The following is an 18552-nucleotide window of genomic DNA, read 5'->3' on the forward strand; positions in this document are numbered from 1 at the left end:
GGAGACTCCTCTATCTGTCACAGATCAGGCCGGCTGGGCCGGTGTAGGTACAACGCTATCGAATCGAGCGAGCGCGGCGGTGATGTTGTCCTGTCCACCCTGCTCGTTGGCCCAGTCGACGAGGGCCGAGGCGACCTGCACGGGGTTGGTGCCGACCGATCCGACGACCCGGTGCACGAGTTGGGCGAGATCGTCGGCGTCGGAGCAGTAGTTCCACAGACCGTCGGAGCAGACGAGGATCCAGCCCGCGCCCGTGGGATATGTGGGGACGACGTGGGGCACCTCGTCGGGGGAGTCGGCGCCGAGCCATCGGGTGATCGAGTGCGCCTGAGGTGCGCTCTCGGCCTGTTGGCGCGACATGCCGTGGGCCATCATCTCCTGCGACCAGGAATCGTCGGTGGTCAGCTGCCGGGACTTCCCGTCGTCGGCGATCCAGTAGACGCGGCTGTCTCCGACGCCGCCCACAACCACGAGCGGTCCGTCGATGACGGCGGCCGCGAAGGTGCACGACGGCGGGTTCGTTCTGGCCGCCAGCTCGCCGATCGCCTCGTAGATCGCGGCGCTCGCGCGCTCGCCGGCCTCGAGCATCCGGCCCGACCACCGAGCCTGGGCGTACTCGTCGCCGTGACCGTCGGCCACGTCCGTCACGCGCCCCGCTTCGAGGATGGCGGTGGCCGCGCGCGCTGCTGCGAGGCTCGCCTTGTCGGAGCCCGGGGTCGATGAAACGCCGTCGCAGACGACCAGCACCGCGAACTCGCCGACCTGCGGGTCTGCCGACAGCGCCATCGCGTCTTCGTTGATCTCGTGCCGGATGCCGCGGTCGCACACGCCGCCGACCCAGGCTGCGGGCGCCTCCTGCCAGTGGTCGCGCTCGCTCTGGGCCGGTTTGCCGCAGAGCTCGCAGTATCCGTCGTCGGCGATGCTGCCACCGCAGTAGACGCACGCCCGGCGCGGAGCCGCGGTGGAGGACGTGGCCTCGTCGGCTTCGGCGTGCGTGTCGTCGGTGGTCTCGGGGTCTGCGCTCACCTCGACCAGTTCGCCGAGCTGGGTGCCGCACTCCTCGCAGAACTTGGCGTCGGGATCGTTGACGGTGGCACAGGCGGGGCAGACGATGAGCGCCGCGGCGACAGGAGCCTCGGCCGCAGCGGGGGCATCGGCTTCAGCAGGGGTCTCCGGGGTTGATTCCGGCTGGGCCGCGTCAGGAGCAGTCGGGGGAGACGTCTCGGCGATCTCGTCGGGGGCGCCGCTCACGACAGGGTCCAACGACGAACGCTGTTGGCCTCGTCGACGAGGTGCACGCGCTCCGCCGGGTTCTCGGTGAGGCTCGCGAGTTCGCGGTAGGCCCGTTCGAGACCGTCGCGCAGCGGACCCTCCTGAGCGGGGATGCCTCCGACCCGGGCGTCGGTGGACGGGCCCTGGTCGCGGACGACGGCCAGGGCGGATGCGAGGACGCTCGCCGTGAGCTCGACCCGCGACCGAGAATCGATCGAGACCGTCGCGACACTGTCGAGCGCGGCGGCCAGCGACGGCAGCCCGCGGTTCGACGTGGCCAGCAGCTCGGCGCGGCGACGGCGGGCGTCGACATAGGAGCTGCGGGTGGGCGTGACGAGATCGAGCGCCTTGAGCGCCCCGTCGAGGTCGCCGAACTGCTCGCGGATGCGGGCGAGCCCGAAGGCCGCGGCGGCGGTGTAGTTCGCGTCGGAACGGGCGCAGATGATGTAGAGGCTCTCGGCGATCTCGGGCTCTCCGCTGGCCTCGCAGGCCGCGGCGAGAGCGAGCTTCGGCGCGAGCTCGCCCGGAACCTGGCCGTAGACGGTGTTGAACGACGCGCGGGCCGACCGGGCATCGCCCCTGGCCAGCTCGGCGAGGCCTGCGAGCCACACCGCGCGCCACTCCCACGGGTCCTCCGTGAGGATCTCGCTCATCACCGCGTCGACGGCCGGGAAGTTGCCCGACTCGATGGCCGCCCGAGCCCGGGCGAGACGGATCTCGACGGTGACGTTCGGCGCGGATTCGAGCGCGATCAGGCGGGCGGCCGGGTCCTCCATGTTGACGCCGGCCAGCCAGCTTCGCGCGGGATCGGACTCGTCGACCTTGAGGCCGGGGAGCGCGTCCCAGGGGAGGGGGCGATCGACGACGTCGGCGACCGGCGCCTCGAAGAGAACGGATGCCGCGGAGTGCAGCGCGGGGTGGCCCGGCCCGCGGTCGGTGGCCACGACCTCGCGCAGCACGCCCAGCAGCTGGGCGCGCAGCTCGTCGACCGAGGCGAAGCGGTCCGACGGATCGAATGCGCACGCCTTGGCGAGCAGGCGGTAGAACGAGTCGTACTTCTGGAACACGGGGGTGTCGGCGACATCCGGCAGCGACGATACGAACGTGCTCTGGTTGCCGCGGAAGTCGAGCACGAGCGTGGCGAGGGTGCGGCCGATCGTATAGACGTCGGATGCGACGGAGGGGCCCAGGTCGGGAACCTCGGGCGCCTGGAATCCGACGGTGCCGAAGATCGCCGAGGTCTGGTCGTCGACCCGGCGCACGCCGCCGAGGTCGATGAGCTTCACCGTGTCGCCGACCTGGATCATGTTGTCGGGCTTGAAGTCGCAGAACAGCAGGTTGATGTCGTGCAGGTACTGGAAGGCGGGCAGGATCTCGAGAACGTAGGCGAGGGCCTGGTCGACGGGCAACGGGTCGACGATGCCGTTGTTCGCCTTCATACGGTCTTTGAGGATCACCTTGAGCGATGGCCCGCCCACGTACTCCATCACGATGTAGCCGGCGCCGTTGAACATCACGAAGTTGTAGATCTCGACGATGAGGGGGTGCTCGACCTCGGCCAGGAACTGGCGCTCCGTGATCGCCGCGGCGTAGGCATCCGGGTCGCCCGAGTTGAGCAGGCCCTTCAGCACGACCCAGCGGCCCGACACGTTCTGGTCGCGGGCGAGGTAGATCCAGCCGAGTCCGCCGAAGGCCAGGCAGCCGACGACCTCGTACTGCCCGCCGACGACGTCGCCGGGCTTGAGCTGGGGGGTGAACGAGAACGGGGTGCGGCAGTTCGGGCAGAAGCCCTCGGTGCGGCCGGGCTTGTCGTCGCGGCCGCGACCCACCGGCTTGCCGCAGTTCGAGCAGAATCGCTTCGATTCGGGAAGCTCGGCGACCGCCATGACGGCCTTCAGCGGATCGGTCGGCGGCTCCGTGGGAACCGTGGTGAGCCCGGCGCCGAGCCGCGGACCGCGCAAGCGCGTCGACGTGGTGCCGAAGCGACGCGTGGCCTTCGACCCGGTCGCCGCGGTGCGCGCCGACCCGAGTGCGGCCGTTGCCAGCCGCGACGACGACGTGCGGCCCGTGCGGGTCGAGCCGGCCTGCGCGAAATCGGCATCCGGCCCCGCCCCGGTCTGCGGGCCCGCCGAGAACCCCGTGCCCAGCTTCGCCGACGGCGACGCGGCGGCGGCCGTGCCGGTGCCGGAGGCGGGCGGAGGGGGAGTGGGCGATGCGGGCGAACCGCAGACGTTGCAGTAGCCGTCTTCGATCACGCCGGTGCAGCCGGGCTGCTGGCAGTGCTGGACATCCGTCATGACGTGTAGCGTCCTTCCTGGCCTGTGCGCGGCGCGGATGCCGGCGGCAGGTCACGGGTGAGAAATTGGTACTGCTCGACGTAGAAGCGGGCGAGCCTCAGGTCGCAGGGCGTGGTGTCGACGGCCTGCTTGGCCTCGATGTAGCCGGCGGCGACCGTGGGAGAGGACGAACGGCCCGAGCTCTCGGCCTTCGCGTGATAGCCCGACAGGCGGTAGCGCAGTTCGGCGCGCTCGCGGAGCTGGCCCGCGTAAGCGTCTTCAACGGCCTCGAACGCGCGGTTCACGAGCGCGAGCCGAGCGGTCCAGGCATCGAGTGCCGCCCGCGTCTGCGGCACGGGACCGAGCTTCGAGACGTCGGGGATCGCGAGGCGCGGGGGATCGACGATCTCGCGTCTGCACCGCTCCGCCAGGGCGCGCAGCACGGGCTCGCGCCGCTCTGCTGCAGCCGCGTCGTCTGCGGCCTTGCGCGCATCCCGGGCGAGGTCGCGCTTCTGCGAACTGGCGACGATGAGGTCGCGCTCGAGCCGCGCGGAGTCGTGCACGAGCTGTCCGAGAGGTCCCGTGACGTCGGCGCCGCGGCCCGCCTTCTCGGCCAGCGCCTCGAGACGGTTGCGCAGGGTCGAGACCCGCTGCGCGGCGTCGGGGTCGGATGCCGCCAGGTCGCGAGAACGCTCTAGTTCGGCGCGCAGGCCCACGATGCGTGCGGTGGTGCCCGCCGCGCGCGGATCGAGGCTGAGCCGTGTCGTGAGCTGCGAGACGAGGGCGTCGGCGAGGCGCACCGCTTCGACGAGGGAGACGAGCTCTGCTCCGCCACCGGAGTCGAGGCGGCCCCAGATGAGCTGGGACATCTTCTGGCGCGCGACCGTGTCGACGCGGCCACTGTCCCACACGCTCTCGAGGCTCTCACGGCGTTTGCGGGTGGCCTCCCAGAGTGTCTCGGCGAGAACGATGTCTGAGGTGTAGGAGTCGGGCTGCTCCGAGGCGAGCGCCGCGGCTCCGAGCCGATCGAGCTCTTTCCTCTGGCGGTCGACCCATTCGCCGAGGCCGGTGAGGTAGGTCAGCAGCTCGCCCGGTTCGATGGCCTCGCCCAGGCGCCCGGGAGCCAGCGGTGTGCTGTCGTTGGTGGTCATCGTCATCGCTACTCCTCTCCGCTGCTCGGGGTGTGGGTGTGTCGGGTGCTGCGAGGTGTGCGTCAGCGCCCGTAGACGGGGGCGGGCGGGGCCGGGGCCGGGCCGAGCACGCCGAGCCACTTGTCGTAGATGCTCGTCCACGTTCCGTCGCTGCGCATGCGGTCGAGCACGCCGTTCACGAACTGCACCAGGTCGACCTTGTCCTCGGGCATCCCGAGGCCGTAGGGCTCGTCGCTGAACGCGTCGCCCACGACCTTGGCATACGGGTCCTGAGCCGCGAAGCCGGCGAGGATCGTGTCGTCGCCGGTGATCGCATCCACCTTGCCCTGCTGGAACAGCACGAGGCACTCGGTGTGGGTCGCGGCCGACACGGCCTCGACGCCGGGGAACTCGTCTTGGAGGCGGGTGAGGGTCGTGGTGCTGGCGGGAGCGCAGACCTTCTGGTCTCCGATGGCTTCGAGGTCGTCCATCGACGTCGCTTCCGAGTCGCTCGCGACCAGCACCTTCTGGCCGGCGCCGTAGTACTCGCTGGAGAACGCGATGGTCTCCCAGCGGGCGCAGTTGATGGTCATCGTGCGGGCGACGATGTCGACCTGCGTGTTTCCCGCGGCGTCGGGCGTGAGCACCTCGAGGCGCTGGGCAGAGGTGATGACCTTGAACTGCAGCCTGTTCGGGTCGCCGAAGATCGAGCGCGAGATCTCATGCAGCACGTCGATGTCGAATCCCTCGATCTGACCCGTGAGCGGGTTGCGAGAGCCCATGAGCAGGGTGTCGGCCGAGACGCCGACGCGGAGCACGCCCTGGGTCCTGATCGCCTCCATCGTGCTGCCCGCGGGAATCGAGTCGGGCGAGATCGGCGAGTACGAGGGCTGAACCACCCCGGGCACGTTCTCGCACGTCGAGGCGGGTGCCGGCGTGCTCGGCGTCGTCTCGGTGGGCGTCGGCGTGGGGGTGAGCCCCAGGTCGTCGCTGCCCGAGCGCGGCGAGCAGGCGGTGAGCGCCAGCGTGCCCACGAGTGCCGCGATGAGCCCGATGCGAGCCGTGCGTGAACGGATGGCGCTCATCGGTACTCCTTGAGTCGAAGGGAGACGCCGCGCCAGGAGAGCACGGCGGCGGCGAGGCCCGCCACGAGGAAGATCCAGCCGAGCAGCGACGACAGCGCGCCGCCGCCGTCGAGGGCATTCTGCGTGGCCGCCGAGCTCGACTCGATATCGTCCTGGGCTTCCTCGCTGAAGGAGTCGAACACGGCGTTGGCGCTGCCTTCGGTCTGGGCGATCGCGAGGTCGACGGCGCCGTCCCAGTCACCCGCGTCGTCTTTCTCTCGGATCTCGGTGTGCTTCTCGACCCACGAGTCGAAGCCGTTGCCGAGGTCGTCGCCGATGAGGTAGTTCTTGCCGCTCGAGTCGAGTCGGGCCTGCGCGTCGGCGATGGCGGTCTGCACCTCGGCCTCGAGAGTCTGGCCCGAGCCGCGCTTGATGAGCGTGAAGCTCTCGAGCGACTTGGCCTCGGTGGCCGAGGTGTAGGCCTGCGAGATGGCGAGGGTCTTGGCGTAGGAGTTCTGGCGGGCCTCGATCGCCGCGCCGGTGGTGTTCGAGAACGTGATCACGCCGATCACACCGACCACGAGCATGGCGACCGCCGCGATGAGCAGCGGCCAGTTGAGGTAGCGGTGCGAGCGGCGGGTGATCCAGAGGTGCACCCAGACGAGCGCGATCAGGGCGACCAGCGCGATGACGAGCCAAACCAGCGATACGGTCGTCGCCGTGAAGCTGCCGGCGGCCCGGTCGGCGCTCGCGAGAACCAGTGCCTCGAGCTGCGGCAGCGTGCTGTCGTTCAGCAGGGCAGAGGCCTGCGAGAGGTACGCGGCGCCGACAGGGAAGCCCTGGCGGTTGTTGGCGCGTGCCTGTTCGATGAGCCCGGTGTAGATCGCGACTTCGGAGTTGATCTGGGCGAAGTCGGTGTCGCCCGCCTTGTCGTCGGCCGCGAGGGTGGTGAGCGAGCGGGTCGCGTCGTCGATCGCCGCGTCGTATTCGGCGCGTTGATCAGCGGGTTCGAGGCCGCCGACCAGGAACGCGTTGGCCGCGATCGCGTCGGCGCTCACCAGGTCGTTGCGAACAGACTGGATGCCGATCAGCTGGGCAGCCTCGGCGCTCGCGTCGGCCGTGGCGCGAGCCTGCGACGAGCCCGTCTGGAAACCGGCCACGCCGAACGCGAGGCTGGCGAGCACTGAGAGGGCGAGCAGCAGCCGGAGCGTGGCCGGTGTGGACCTGGTCTTCTTCGCGGGAGCGGGTGCGGATGGCGCGGCCTGCTGCTGCACGGCGTTCGCGGGCTGGGCCGTGGCGGTCGCCTGCGGAAAGGCCTGGGGAACCGGCGGCGGGGGCGCGGCTGCGGTCGTGCTCATTCGGTGTCCTTCGACGTGGTCGGTTCTGCGCGGTCGTCTGAGGGGGAATCGTCTGTCTGATCAGTCTGCGGCACATCGACGAGAATCGGGTCCACGGCCGACGTGCCATCGGCATCCGGCGTATCGCCGTCGTTCGAGTCGTTGAGGTCTTCCGCGACCAGCAGCCGCAGGTCGTCGAGTGTCGGCTCGGCCACGTCGCGCAGCCTCCAGGCATGACGGGCGATGGCCTTGTCGAGCAGATTGCGGGCGTAGCGGCCGTTGCCGAAGCCCTCGTCGCGGGGCTCGATCGACACGATCTGCTCGAACCTCTCGAGCGCTTCGGGCGTGGCCTCGAAATCGGATGCCTCGGCGAGGCGCACGAAGATGTCGCGCAGCTCGGCGTCGCTGTAGTCCTGGAAGGTGATCGACGTCGAGAAGCGGCTCGCGAGCCCGGGGTTCGTCTCCATGAAGCCCTTCATCGGCTCCGGATAGCCGGCCACGATCACCACGAGGTCGTCGCGGTGATCCTCCATGTCCTTGACGATGGTGGTGATCGCCTCGGCGCCGTACTGGTCGAGGGCCAGGCCGTAGGCCTCGTCGATGAAGAGCACTCCGCCGATCGCCCCGGCGATCACCTCGGAGGTCTTCGTGGCCGTCTGCCCGAGGTAGCCGCCCACCAGCTCCGAGCGGTCGACCTCGACGAGGTGGCCCTTCGACAGGATGCCGAGGGCCGCGTAGATGCCGGCGACAAGACGGGCGACGGTGGTCTTGCCCGTTCCGGGGTTGCCCAGGAAGACGAGGTGACGTGTGAGAGTCGGGGTCATGAGACCCGCCGCCGTGCGCAGCTGGTCGATGCGCAGCAGCTGGGTCTGCCGGTGGATCTCGCGCTTGACCCGGTCGAGGCCGATCAGGCCGTCGAGCTCGGCGAGCAGCTCTTCGACGGTCTTCTTCGGCTTCTCGGGCTCGGGTGCCGCGGGCGGTGCGGCTGCCGGTGCCGGCTGCGTGGCCGTGGGGGAGCTCGGGTCCGTTCCTGCGGGCGTGAGCCCTGCTCGACGGGCGAGCTCGGCCATCGTCGCGTCTCCGGGACGGGCGAAGTCGGGCTGCTCGGTGCTGAACTGCTCGGCTGTGAACGGGGGAGCTGAGGTGAGCGTCGTCGAGGGGAACAGCGTCGACTCCGTGCGGGAGATCGGAGGGAGGGAGGGAGCCTGGCGCGCTCCGGCCAGCTGAGCCGCCGCCGTGGCGGACGCCGCGCCGAGCACACCGATCGACGGCTCGCCCAGCTCGCTGGCCGCGGCGATCACCGCGGTGAGCGCCTTGGCGTAGTCGCCCGCGTGCTGGGGAGAGTCGCCGGCGAGGCCGCTCAGGAGATCGGTGGGGGAGGCGCGCCAGCGCCGGGCGCTCGAGGCCGCCTCGAAGAATTCGTCGGCGCTTGCGGCGCCGGTCGCGTCGACCCACTGCAGCGAGGCGCCGGTCGCCGATTCGGCGACGGCTGCGGAGATGCGGACGCCTTCGTCTCGTGCTGCGGCGGCGTCGAGGCCGGCGTTCCTGGCCGCAGCGACAAGGGCATCGAGGGCCTGGCGCAGCTCGGTCGAGTCGGCAGATGTCATGGTGTCTTCGCTCAGCTCAGGGGTTCGGACGGGAGGGTCAGAGACGTCGAGGTCTGGAACTTCTCGGCCAGGAATTGGCCGTGCGCGACGAGAGCCGCGGCGTCGGCGCGGGAGACGGCATCCGAGATCTTGTCGAGCGTGGCACCCAGCAGGTCGAGCTGGTCGCAGAGCAGCATCAGCGAGGTCTTGCCTTTGTACACGGCACGTCGGTCGGCGAAGTCGCGGGGCAGCCGGAGGTAGCCGCCGACCGCCTCGGGCAGGTAGCTCGTGGCCGTGGACACCACGGTGTGGGCCTGCGCGCTTCCTCCACCGAGCTGGTCGAGTCGCGGAACCATCACGGCCACCGTGTTGGCGATGCGATTGATGCGGGCCGTCACGATGGGCGGAACCTTGCCCGCCGTGTCGGACTGCACATCGGCGATCGACGACATGATGTCGGCGCTCGTGGGAGCCGGAGGCAGCTCGAATTCGTATTCGCGCTCAGCAGTTCGCCCCGTCACCGAGTCGCGGAGGTTCTGCCAGAAGCCCATTGCGTGTCGTGCTCGACCCGTCGACTCAGCGCTTGTCGAGGTCGAGCGTGCTCGCGACCTCGGTCGTCTCGCTGCGGCGCGCGCGCTCGATGTAGGGCTTGGCCTTCTCAGTCTCGGTCTCGAGAACTCCGATGGTCTGAGCCATGCTGTCGAGCGCCTGCACCTTGAACTCGGAGATCGAATCCATGGTCGCGTAGATGTTGGCGAACGCGGCCTGCAGCTGGGGGAGGCCGACCGTGGCGGATGCCGCCTGCGACTGGATGGAGGCGGACTGGTCGGCCAGCATCTTCGAGGTGGACTCGATCATGTTCGAGGTCGTGGTGTTCAACGCCGTGATCTGGTCGAGCACAAGCTTCTGATTGGCCAGGGCCTGGGCCACGATCACGGCCGTGCGCAGCGCGGAGACGGTCGTGGTGGTCGCGCGGTCGACGCCCTTGATGAGCTCGAGGTTGTTCTTGATGATCACGTCGATGGCCAGGTAGCCCTGGATCGAGACCGCCAGCTGCGTCAAGAGATCTTGGTGCTTCTGGCGCACGTAGAAGAGCACGTCTTCGCGCAGTGCCTTGGCCTTGTCGGGGTCGGTCGTGTCGAACTCGGCGATCTTGGCCGACAGCTTCACGTCGAGGCGCTCGGCCACGTAGATGTACTCGTTCAGCCGCTGCATGGTCTCCCACAGGTGCTGCTTCTCGAGGTTGAGCGCGGCGTTGTCTTTGCGCAGCTCGTCTTGGCCGTCGTAGAGCGCTTTGATGATCGCGTTCAGGTGCGACTGCGCGCTCTCGTACTTGCGGAAGTAGTCGGCGATCTTGCGGCCGAAGGGGATGAAGCCGAGGATCTTGCGCTCGACGCTCTGCTCGCTGGGGTCGAGGTCTTCGACGGTGCGACGCAACTCGAGAAGAGTGGAGCCGATCTTGGAGCTCTCGGACAGGCCGCCCGACTGCAGGGCCTTCACGGGCGTGGCGAGGAGTCTGTTCGACGAGTCGGCCGCGCGGCGGATGTCGATGTCTCCCATGGTGCGCACGTCGTTGGCCTTCGCGGCGAAGGCGGGAGAGCGGGTGTCTGTGGTGACGAGCGTGTCGAGGTAGGTGTCGACCTTGGCGTCGAGCCCGGGCAGTGCGGCCGGATCGACCTTGGGTGCCATGGCGGGAGCCGAGGTGGCCGCGACGGGCGCGATGGGCTCGGGTGCGGTCAGCGTCAGAACGCTGTCGGACGGGGCCTGCAGGGGAGCGGCGTCGGTCATGGTGTCCTCACAACGGGGGCGGAGCCTTCAGAGTTCAAAGGAATCGTTTCACTATATCGTTTCGGGTCGGACCGCCCGAGGGAGCGCTCAGAGCCAGTGCTTGGCGCGGAACACCGTATAGAGGATGCCGCCCATCACGATCATGGCCAGAACGGCGAGGGGGTAGCCGAACGCCCAGTGCAGCTCGGGCATGTTGTCGAAGTTCATGCCGTAGATGGTGCCGACGAGCGTGGGTGCGAACAGGATGGCGGCCCACGACGAGATCTTCTTGACCTGGTCGTTCTGCAGCTGGCCGACGAGGGCGAGATGCGTGCTCAAGGCGTTCTCGAGGAGCGATCGATAGGAGTCGACCCGGTCGACGATGCGGTGCGTGTGGTCGAGCACATCGCGGAATCCCCGCGCCAGCTCGATATCGATCTCGTGCTCTTCCACGTCGTGTTTCAGATCGCCGACCAGATCGACGAGAGGGTGCGTCGCGCGCTGGAACATCATCACCTCACGGGAGAGTTCGTAGATGCGGCGGGAGAGTGAGCCGGTGCGGCCGTCGAACAGTTCGTCTTCGATCTCATCGACGTCGTTCTCCACACCGGATGCGACCGGCGCGTAGTCGTCGACCACGCGGTCGAGGATCCCATAGAGCACCGACTGCGGTCCACGCGCAAGCAGTTCCGGTGTCGCTTCGAGGCGGGCACGCACAGCGGTGAGGTCGCAATGATCCGTGCGGCGCACGGTGACGACGAAGTTGGTGCCGACGAAGAGGTGCACCTCGCCGAAATCGACCTTCTCGACGTCGTCGTGGTAGTGGGCGGGCCTCAGAACGACGAACCGGGTCGAGCCGTAGCGCTCGAGTTTGGCGCGCTGGTGCCCGTTCAGGGCGTCTTCGACGGCGAGGGGGTGCAGCTCGAACTCGTCGGCCACGGCCTGCAGCTCGGCAGAGTCGGGCTGGTCGAGGTCTATCCAGGCGAAGCCGCTGCGCTCGGTGAGCAGCTCGAAGGTCTCGTCGAGGGTCTTGGGGTTGTCGGTGCGCACACCATCGACGTAGATGGCATTGTCGATCACGGTCATGCGGTGCTCTTGTCTGTGGTGTGTCAGCGTCTGTGGTGTGTCAATGTCTGCGGTGTCAGCCGGCCGACGGGGCGTCGGTCGGGATATCGAGCGTGTCCTCTGCCCCGAGGCACTTGTTCGTCTGCGGGATCTTCGAGATCGCCGGACCGAGGTCGACTAGGGTCGACGTGCCCGAGACGACGTCGTAGTCGATGATCACCTCGGTGGTGGGAACCCGGCCGTAGGTGACGAATCGGTAGTTCGGCGCATCGCTGACGTCTTCCACCCAGTCGATGCCGTTGATGTTGACGCAGGGCAAAGTCGTCGGCCCCTGCGGCGCGATTCCGCAGCGAAGCAGGATGCTCGCGGGCGAGCCCCACGCGGCCGTCGCCTGGGCGTCGGTCTGCCTGATGTCTTGATTCTCGGCATCGCTCGGCAGCACGAGCGGCAGGCTCACGATGATGTCGGCGCAGGCCGGGTCGGCCGCGGACTCGGCGGGCTCGAGCGAGACGGTCTGGGTGCAGGCGCTGAGAGCGGCGACCATGAGTCCGGCGGCGAGAACAGCAGCTGTGCGGGTGGCGAGCCGGCGTGAAAGAGGTGGTCGAGACATCCCCCACAGGCTACCGTTCAACGGTGACAGAAACCTTCGAGCAGCCCTTCGCCGAGCAGCCCCCTCTCCTGCATCCCCTGTCGGAGCACGGAGAGACCGTTGCCGGGCTCGGAGAGCGCGAGACGCTGCGCCGGATCGTGCGCCGCCTGCCCCGTGCGCGGGCCGAGCTGCTGGGCCCGGGTGATGATGCCGCCGTCGTGGCCGCATCCGACGGGCGCACCGTTCTCACCACCGACATGATGGTGCAGGGTCCCGACTTCCGCCTGGCCTGGTCGACGCCTTACGAGCTCGGCTGGAAGGCCGCGGTCTCCAACCTCGCCGACGTCGCGGCGATGGGAGCCGTGCCGACCGCGCTGCTCGTGGCGCTCGCGGCTCCGCAGGAGACCCCCGTCGCCACGCTCGAGCTGTTCGCCGACGGAATGCGCGATGCGTGCGCCGAGCTCGCTCCCGGGTGCGGAGTCGTCGGCGGCGACCTGTCGACGTCGGGCGCGCTGACCATCGCCGTGACCGCGATCGGAGACCTGCAGCAGCGCGACCCCGTGCTGCGCTCCGGAGCATTGGAGGGCGACGACCTCGCCGTCGCCGGGTCGCTGGGGCTGGCCGGTGCCGGAGTCTGGCTGCTGTACAGAGACGGCTCCACCGATTCGGATGCCGAGGGCGGGCGGGAACCGGATGCGCGACGGGCCCGCGCGGTGCGGCACGAGCATCCGGCCTTGGTGCGCGAACAGGTCGCGCCCCGCTCGCCGATCGGGCTGGGTGCCGTCGCATCCGATGCCGGCGCGACCGCAATGCTGGATGTCTCGGACGGGCTCGTGCTCGATGCGTCACGCATCGCAGATGCGAGCGACGTGACGATCGAGCTGCATGCCGACGCCATCGACGGGGAAGCGGCCGCGCTCGCCGGCATCGACCCGGTCGTCGGGCGTCGCGCCGCGGACTTCGTGCTCGCCGGGGGAGAGGACCACGCGCTGCTGGCCACGTTCCCCGCGGGCGGCGCGCCGGAGGGGTTCCGCGTGATCGGAACGGTCCGGGCCCGCGGTGCGCACCCCGTGACGGTCGGCGGCGCGGCCTACGAGCGCCCGGGCGGATGGGACCCCTACGCCGACTGGGACGGCGCCGCAGGCTGACCGGTCAGGCGAGGGAGATCCACCACAGGGTCGTCTCGCCGTAGTCCTTGCGGCGGTCGAGTTCGAGTGCCGGCGGCAGCACGGGCTGCGGAGAGCGGGCGCTGCGCTCGACGACCACGACCGCGTCGGGCGACAGCTGGCCGACCAGCGCCTCGAGGTTCTGTGCGAGCTCGTCGTCGCTCAGCTCGTAGGGCGGGTCGATGAAGACAATGTCGACGATGCCGCGGTCCGGAGAAGCGCCGAGGTAGCTCGACACCGAGCTCGCCTGCACGTCGATGCGGGGAGCCGGTTTCGGGGCGCCCTGCTGGAGCAGACGCGCGTTCTCCCGGCACACTTTCGCCGCCGCGGGATTCTTCTCCACGAGCACGACCGTCGCGGCGCCGCGGCTCGCGGCCTCGAGCCCGAGCGCACCGGATCCGGCGTACAGGTCGAGCACCGTCGATCCGGGGAGGACGTCGCGCGCCTCGAGGGCCGAGAACACCGCCTCGCGCACCCGATCGCTGGTCGGCCGAGTGCCCGTCTTGGGCACCGAAATGCGCCGGGAACCTGCGTAACCGGAGATGATGCGCGTCATGCCTGCATGCTATCCGTGTCGGCGGGCGCACTTAGAATCGCCGTATGACCGCGTCGGCCCCTGTCTCGCCACCCGGCGACAGCATCCTCGACGTCAAGCTCACCTCGGGCAGCCTCGGCGGCAAGACGGCGACGCCCCTGGCCAAGTCGCTGGGCATCGTCACCGTGGGCGATCTGCTCAGCCACTACCCTCGGCGCTACGTCAAGCGCGGCGAGCTCACGGCGCTCGACCAGCTGCCCCTCGGCGAGAACGTCACGATCGTGGCCGAGGTGCGCACGGTCAAGAAACGCACCATGAAGTCGCGCAACGGGTCGATCCTCGAGGTCAGCATCTCAGACGGTCAGGGGTTCCTCACCCTCACCTTCTTCAACCAGGCGTGGCGCGAGGCCCAACTGCCCGTCGGCGCTCGCGGCATCTTCACGGGCAAGGTGTCCGACTACCGGGGCGCACTGCAGCTCGCGCACCCCGACTACGAGATGTTCGACGACATCCAGCTCAAAGACGGTGCGGCCGCCACATCGAAATGGCTCGAGCAACCGATTCCCATCTATCCCGCGAGCTCTGCCATCGCGAGCTGGCAGATCGCGAAGACAGTCGAGCTCATCCTCGACGGCCTCGGCGACATCCCCGATCCGGTGCCGGCCGACGTGGCCCACGAGCGGGGCCTCCTCTCTTACCGGCAGGCGCTCGAACTCGTTCACCGTCCCACCAAGACCGGCGACTGGCAGCGGGCGCGCGACGCCCTGCGCTTTCACGAGGCGTTCGTGCTGCAGGCAGCACTGCTCGAGCAGCGTCGCCTCGCGCACCAGCACGAGGCCATTCCCCGGGTTCCCAAGCCTGGCGGCTACCTCGAGAGGTTCGACAAGCAGCTGGCCTTCACCCTCACCGGCGACCAGCAGCTGGTCGGCCGTGAGATCGCCGACGACATGGCACGGCACGAGCCCATGAACCGCCTCGTGCAGGGCGAGGTCGGCTCGGGAAAGACCATCGTCGCGCTGCGGGCCATGCTGGCCACGGCCGACTCCGGAGGGCAGTCCGCGCTGCTTGCCCCCACAGAGGTGCTGGCCTCGCAGCACCTGCGCTCGATCGTGCGCTCGCTCGGCCCCGACCTCGCCGCCGAGCTTGTGCCCACCCTGCACACCGGTCAGATGCCCACCGCCGATCGCCGCAAAGCGCTGCTGCGCATGGTCTCGGGCCAGGCGCGCATCGTCGTGGGCACGCATGCCCTGCTCGGCGACAAGGTCACTTTCTACGACCTCGGGCTCGTGGTCGTCGACGAACAGCACCGCTTCGGCGTCGACCAGCGCGACGACCTGCGCCGCAAGGGCGCCACCCCTCCTCACGTGCTCGTGCTCACGGCCACGCCGATTCCTCGCACGGTGGCAATGACCATCTTCGGCGACCTCGACGTGTCGACCATCGCCGAGCTCCCGGCCGGGCGCCAAGGCATCGAGACATTCGTGGTGCCGCTCGCCGAGAAGCCCACCTGGAGCGCGCGCATCTGGACCAGGATGGCCGAGGAACTCGCGCTCGGCAGGCAGGCCTTCGTCGTCTGCCCCGCCATCGACGCGACCGCCACCGAAGACCCGGCGGGCGAAGAGCCCGTCGACGACGCGGCCGAGCCTGCGGGCCCGAGCCGACCCGTCGCATCCGTCGAGGCCATTACGGCCTTGGTCAAGGCCAGCCCGGCGCTCGCGGGCGCGCGGGTGGCGTCGCTGCACGGCCGCATGCCGAGCGACGAGAAAGAGGCCGTGATGCGCGCATTCGCCGACGGCGCGCTCGATATCATCGTCGCCACCACGGTGATCGAGGTCGGCGTCGACGTGCCGAACGCGTCGACAATGGTCGTGATGGATGCCGAAAGGTTCGGCGTCTCCCAATTGCATCAGCTGCGGGGTCGCGTCGGGCGCGGGGGAGTGCCGGGGCTGTGCCTGCTCGTCACGAACGCCGAGCTCGAAAGTGTCGCCCGACAGCGGGTCGACGCCGTCGCATCCACCCTCGACGGATTCGAGCTCGCGCAGGTCGACCTCGAGCTGCGCCGCGAGGGCAACGTGCTGGGTCGTGCCCAGTCGGGCGGTCGATCGAGCCTTCGTCTACTTCGGGTCACGAGTGACGGCGACCTCATCCTCGATGCCCGCATGGCCGCGTCGCACATCATCGACGACGACCCCGGCTTCGTGCAGCACCCGGCGATCCGCGAGGCGCTCGATAGGCGTCTGCGCGAGGTCGAGGCGGAGTTCCTGGTCAAGAGCTGAGTTCTCCCAAGACGACCCCAGAAATGTCTCATGACCAAGGGTTGCTGCTCAGAAACGGCGAGGTAGTTTCGAGGCGTGGTTTCGAGAATCGCGGCGTCGGGCCTCGCGTGCCACTTCGTGAAAAGGGTTCTGTAGGCGGAGCTGTGCTGAGCCGAATATGACGGATCATGACCTTGGGGAGGTGGGACGGCAAAAAGGGCCTCGATAGTTCCAAGGTCGCGCAATAAGCCCTTCATGTCGAATGTAATAACCTCGTAATGAGATCTGGGCCGGAATATTCTGTCCCGTGTGTTATTCTCGGGTTATGGCAGAGAGTGAACCCCCCAAAAGCTTCCTGGAGACGTTGCGCATTTCTCGCGGCATCACTCAGGTGCAGTTGGCGGCAGCCACCGGAATATCGCAGGCTGCTTTATCGAAAGTTGAGAGCGGCACCGTGGACTTTGATGAGGATCGGTGGGCGACTATTGCCAAGGAGCTCGGGGTACCGGTGTCCGCATTTACCAGTGCGAATCAGCCAATGGAAGCCGCTCTTGTCTTTCACCGCAAACGCAAGTCGACACCAAAAACAGCACTAAATAAGATCGCAGCGGATCTCGCTCTCACGCGTCTTCGAGTGGAATCTATTGTCGGGTCGCAGAAGACTTCACTTAGGCGGCACGACCTTGAGGACGGCTACTACACCTCTGGGGAGATTGCAAGGAAGGTCCGAAGAGAGCTGGGCCTCGGCGACGGACCGGTACCTGACCTCGTCGCGATGCTCGAGCGCGCAGGAGTGATCGTGTTGCGCTGGCCGCTCGAGTCACTGCAGGTGGATGCGATCGCAGCATGGCCTGCCAAGTCTGGTCCGGTGATTCTTGTCGGTGAGCACGTTCCTGCTGAACGACAGCGGTTCACGATGGCCCACGAACTCGGGCACGCAGTCCTCCATGATGGCGAAGCCTCTGACGCTCAAGAGCGCGAGGCCGACGACTTCGCGGCCGAGTTCCTCTTCCCTGCGAAGCAGGTTGTCAAGGAGTGGGTCGCCAACCCGTCTCTTGAAGACCTCTACCCCATCAAACGCAAGTGGGGCATCTCGCTTGCTGCCTTGATTCGCCGCGGCTACGACTGCAACCTGCTGGACGACCGCGAGTATCGCGGTTGGAATGTGAAGCTCAGCAGCACCGGCATGCATCGTCGAGAGCCCGCGCCGCTGCCTCCGGAGAACCCTAAAGCGCTGCGTATGGCCATCGCCCACGCGCAAGCCACGGGCATCACTATTGAACTTCTCGCCGAGCGAGCCCACATGTACCCGACCGAGTTCGCAGCAACCTTCATGGAGGAAATAGCGTGAGTCAGTTCAACGTCATCGACAACGTCAACCTGCCCCCAAGCGCGGTCCCCGCGGCGCCGCGCACCATCGAAGTCGGGCATGCCCGGAACCTCATTACAGACCGCCAATGGCACGTGACCGGAGAGAATCGGGCGGATGCGGCGGCGTTGGTGACGCCGACGCATTCGGGGTTGTTCCTCACTGGAGAAAACTCCCGTCGCGCCGCTGCCGACTTGCGTGCCCGCTATTCGGATACACCGTTCATCGTAGAGCCGCAGGCCCTCCGCGACCATTGGGCCGATGAAGACGCGCCCTTCGCTGTTCCTGATGGGAGCGGCGGCTTTGACGTCACTCTGCCGCTCGAAGCCATGCTCGACCGGCAGCGCCTTGGCGGCAATCCTCTCGCCATGACGCCGACGGGCCAGATCCGCGTCGGCGACTCTGAGGCGCTTAAGGCTGTCATCGAGACCGCCAATGATCTTGATCGAGAGGATGTACTTGTCGCCGTGCCTCTCGCCGCAAACTGGCTCGGCAAGCAGCCGCTCACCGATCAGATCATTATGGTCCTCAACCGCAGTCGCCACCCGATCGCTCTGACCTTCACGGACGGTAAGGGGCCTCTCGAGAGTATGGTGCGTACGCGCGCGCACCGCCGTCTCATTGCTTCGACGACCGCCGAGATCCTTGCATACAGGATCGACCTCAACGGTTTCGACGCTATCGCTCAGGGCGCTGTGGCTGCGGCCATCGGTGCATACCCGTCAAAACGACGGTTGGACCCGGTCGATGCAAATGTCTTCGGTCCGAAGGACCGCGAGGCTCTTTCTCCGCAGATGTTAATCCCCGACATGCTCCGTATCGTCCGTTCTACTGAAATGCGGAAAAAATGGTTCGTCAGCGCACCGCCGATGGACTGCTTCTGCAGGATTTGCGGGGGCTCCCCGATCGACAGACTCCATGAAAGTACGGCTGAGCGGGCGGCGGGACATCGACACAACGTGGTCGGCATTGAGCGTCTCGCGTCTATCATGTTGGGCACACCTCGGCCACAACGTGCTGCTGTCTGGGCGGGCCTGGTTGAAGGCGCTCTTGACACGTACCCTCAGCTAGAGAGCCACCTTGGGCGCCCGGTGCGAATACCGAACGACCTCGGGGTGTGGGGTGAGCCGACGGGCTGATA

The 18552-nt window shown here is 68.1% G+C and carries 15 protein-coding genes; 4 read left to right on the plus strand and 11 right to left on the minus strand.

Features of this window, described 5'->3' with window-relative positions; translation table 11 throughout:
* Positions 1–24: 24 nt before the first annotated feature.
* The 10 genes from QCD70_RS16425 to QCD70_RS16470 form a co-directional block, all read right to left on the minus strand.
* Positions 25–1251 (minus strand): PP2C family serine/threonine-protein phosphatase, encoded by a 1227-nt coding sequence (locus QCD70_RS16425; RefSeq protein ID WP_301218289.1) that lies wholly within the window; start codon positions 1249–1251, stop codon positions 25–27.
* Positions 1248–3569 (minus strand): serine/threonine-protein kinase, encoded by a 2322-nt coding sequence (locus QCD70_RS16430; RefSeq protein ID WP_301218291.1) that lies wholly within the window; start codon positions 3567–3569, stop codon positions 1248–1250. The genes QCD70_RS16425 and QCD70_RS16430 overlap by 4 nt, the downstream gene beginning before the upstream one ends.
* Entirely contained in the window at positions 3566–4705 is a 1140-nt protein-coding gene (locus QCD70_RS16435) for a hypothetical protein (RefSeq protein WP_301218293.1), read from the minus strand. The genes QCD70_RS16430 and QCD70_RS16435 overlap by 4 nt, the downstream gene beginning before the upstream one ends.
* Before the next feature lie 56 nt (positions 4706–4761).
* On the minus strand, positions 4762–5763 hold the full coding sequence (locus QCD70_RS16440) for a glutamate ABC transporter substrate-binding protein (protein WP_301218295.1): 1002 nt from the start codon (positions 5761–5763) through the stop codon (positions 4762–4764).
* Positions 5760–7100, minus strand: coding sequence for a hypothetical protein (locus tag QCD70_RS16445; RefSeq protein WP_301218297.1), 1341 nt, complete (start codon positions 7098–7100; stop codon positions 5760–5762). Before QCD70_RS16445 ends, QCD70_RS16440 begins: the two co-directional genes overlap by 4 nt.
* Positions 7097–8686, minus strand: coding sequence for an AAA family ATPase (locus tag QCD70_RS16450; protein WP_301218299.1), 1590 nt, complete (start codon positions 8684–8686; stop codon positions 7097–7099). The genes QCD70_RS16445 and QCD70_RS16450 overlap by 4 nt, the downstream gene beginning before the upstream one ends.
* Before the next feature lie 11 nt (positions 8687–8697).
* Complete coding sequence (locus tag QCD70_RS16455; RefSeq protein WP_301218301.1) at positions 8698–9216, minus strand: hypothetical protein; 519 nt, start codon at positions 9214–9216, stop codon at positions 8698–8700.
* 25 nt (positions 9217–9241) lie between these two features.
* Positions 9242–10453: a toxic anion resistance protein gene (locus tag QCD70_RS16460; RefSeq protein WP_301218303.1), complete on the minus strand. Its 1212-nt coding sequence runs from the start codon at positions 10451–10453 to the stop codon at positions 9242–9244.
* 87 nt (positions 10454–10540) lie between these two features.
* The gene (gene corA / locus QCD70_RS16465) at positions 10541–11518 is read right to left on the minus strand and encodes a magnesium/cobalt transporter CorA (protein WP_301218305.1); all 978 of its coding nucleotides are present in this window, start codon (positions 11516–11518) and stop codon (positions 10541–10543) included.
* Positions 11519–11573: 55 nt separating this feature from the next.
* Positions 11574–12107: a DUF3515 family protein gene (locus QCD70_RS16470; RefSeq protein WP_301218307.1), complete on the minus strand. Its 534-nt coding sequence runs from the start codon at positions 12105–12107 to the stop codon at positions 11574–11576.
* Positions 12108–12184: 77 nt separating this feature from the next.
* Between QCD70_RS16470 and QCD70_RS16475 the strand changes: the two genes are divergently transcribed.
* Positions 12185–13234 (plus strand): thiamine-phosphate kinase, encoded by a 1050-nt coding sequence (locus tag QCD70_RS16475; protein WP_441004952.1) that lies wholly within the window; start codon positions 12185–12187, stop codon positions 13232–13234.
* Positions 13235–13238: 4 nt separating this feature from the next.
* Here the strand turns inward: QCD70_RS16475 and rsmD are convergent, their stop codons facing one another.
* Positions 13239–13808, minus strand: coding sequence for a 16S rRNA (guanine(966)-N(2))-methyltransferase RsmD (rsmD, locus tag QCD70_RS16480; RefSeq protein WP_055946973.1), 570 nt, complete (start codon positions 13806–13808; stop codon positions 13239–13241).
* Between the two features lie 44 nt (positions 13809–13852).
* Between rsmD and QCD70_RS16485 the strand changes: the two genes are divergently transcribed.
* The 3 genes from QCD70_RS16485 to QCD70_RS16495 all read left to right on the plus strand — a co-directional run bounded on the left by QCD70_RS16485 (position 13853) and on the right by QCD70_RS16495 (position 18550).
* Positions 13853–16063, plus strand: a complete 2211-nt coding sequence (locus QCD70_RS16485; protein ID WP_301218310.1) for an ATP-dependent DNA helicase RecG — start codon at positions 13853–13855, stop codon at positions 16061–16063.
* 304 nt (positions 16064–16367) lie between these two features.
* Complete coding sequence (locus QCD70_RS16490) at positions 16368–17393, plus strand: XRE family transcriptional regulator (protein ID WP_301218312.1); 1026 nt, start codon at positions 16368–16370, stop codon at positions 17391–17393.
* The gene (locus QCD70_RS16495; protein WP_301218314.1) at positions 17390–18550 is read left to right on the plus strand and encodes a hypothetical protein; all 1161 of its coding nucleotides are present in this window, start codon (positions 17390–17392) and stop codon (positions 18548–18550) included. The genes QCD70_RS16490 and QCD70_RS16495 overlap by 4 nt, the downstream gene beginning before the upstream one ends.
* The last annotated feature ends 2 nt before the right edge of the window (positions 18551–18552 follow it).

This window comes from Agreia sp. PsM10 (genome assembly GCF_030433855.1).
Classification (GTDB): Bacteria; Actinomycetota; Actinomycetes; order Actinomycetales; family Microbacteriaceae; genus Agreia.

Coding starts and splice junctions, on each gene's coding strand:
- QCD70_RS16430 (WP_301218291.1), bottom strand. CDS start 3,569: ATGACGGATGTCCAGCACTGCCAGCAGCCCGGCTGCACCGGCGTGATC.
- QCD70_RS16435 (WP_301218293.1), bottom strand. CDS start 4,705: ATGACGATGACCACCAACGACAGCACACCGCTGGCTCCCGGGCGCCTG.
- QCD70_RS16440 (WP_301218295.1), bottom strand. CDS start 5,763: ATGAGCGCCATCCGTTCACGCACGGCTCGCATCGGGCTCATCGCGGCA.
- QCD70_RS16445 (WP_301218297.1), bottom strand. CDS start 7,100: ATGAGCACGACCGCAGCCGCGCCCCCGCCGCCGGTTCCCCAGGCCTTT.
- QCD70_RS16450 (WP_301218299.1), bottom strand. CDS start 8,686: ATGACATCTGCCGACTCGACCGAGCTGCGCCAGGCCCTCGATGCCCTT.
- QCD70_RS16455 (WP_301218301.1), bottom strand. CDS start 9,216: ATGGGCTTCTGGCAGAACCTCCGCGACTCGGTGACGGGGCGAACTGCT.
- QCD70_RS16460 (WP_301218303.1), bottom strand. CDS start 10,453: ATGACCGACGCCGCTCCCCTGCAGGCCCCGTCCGACAGCGTTCTGACG.
- corA (WP_301218305.1), bottom strand. CDS start 11,518: ATGACCGTGATCGACAATGCCATCTACGTCGATGGTGTGCGCACCGAC.
- QCD70_RS16470 (WP_301218307.1), bottom strand. CDS start 12,107: ATGTCTCGACCACCTCTTTCACGCCGGCTCGCCACCCGCACAGCTGCT.
- rsmD (WP_055946973.1), bottom strand. CDS start 13,808: ATGACGCGCATCATCTCCGGTTACGCAGGTTCCCGGCGCATTTCGGTG.
- QCD70_RS16485 (WP_301218310.1), top strand. CDS start 13,853: ATGACCGCGTCGGCCCCTGTCTCGCCACCCGGCGACAGCATCCTCGAC.
- QCD70_RS16490 (WP_301218312.1), top strand. CDS start 16,368: ATGGCAGAGAGTGAACCCCCCAAAAGCTTCCTGGAGACGTTGCGCATT.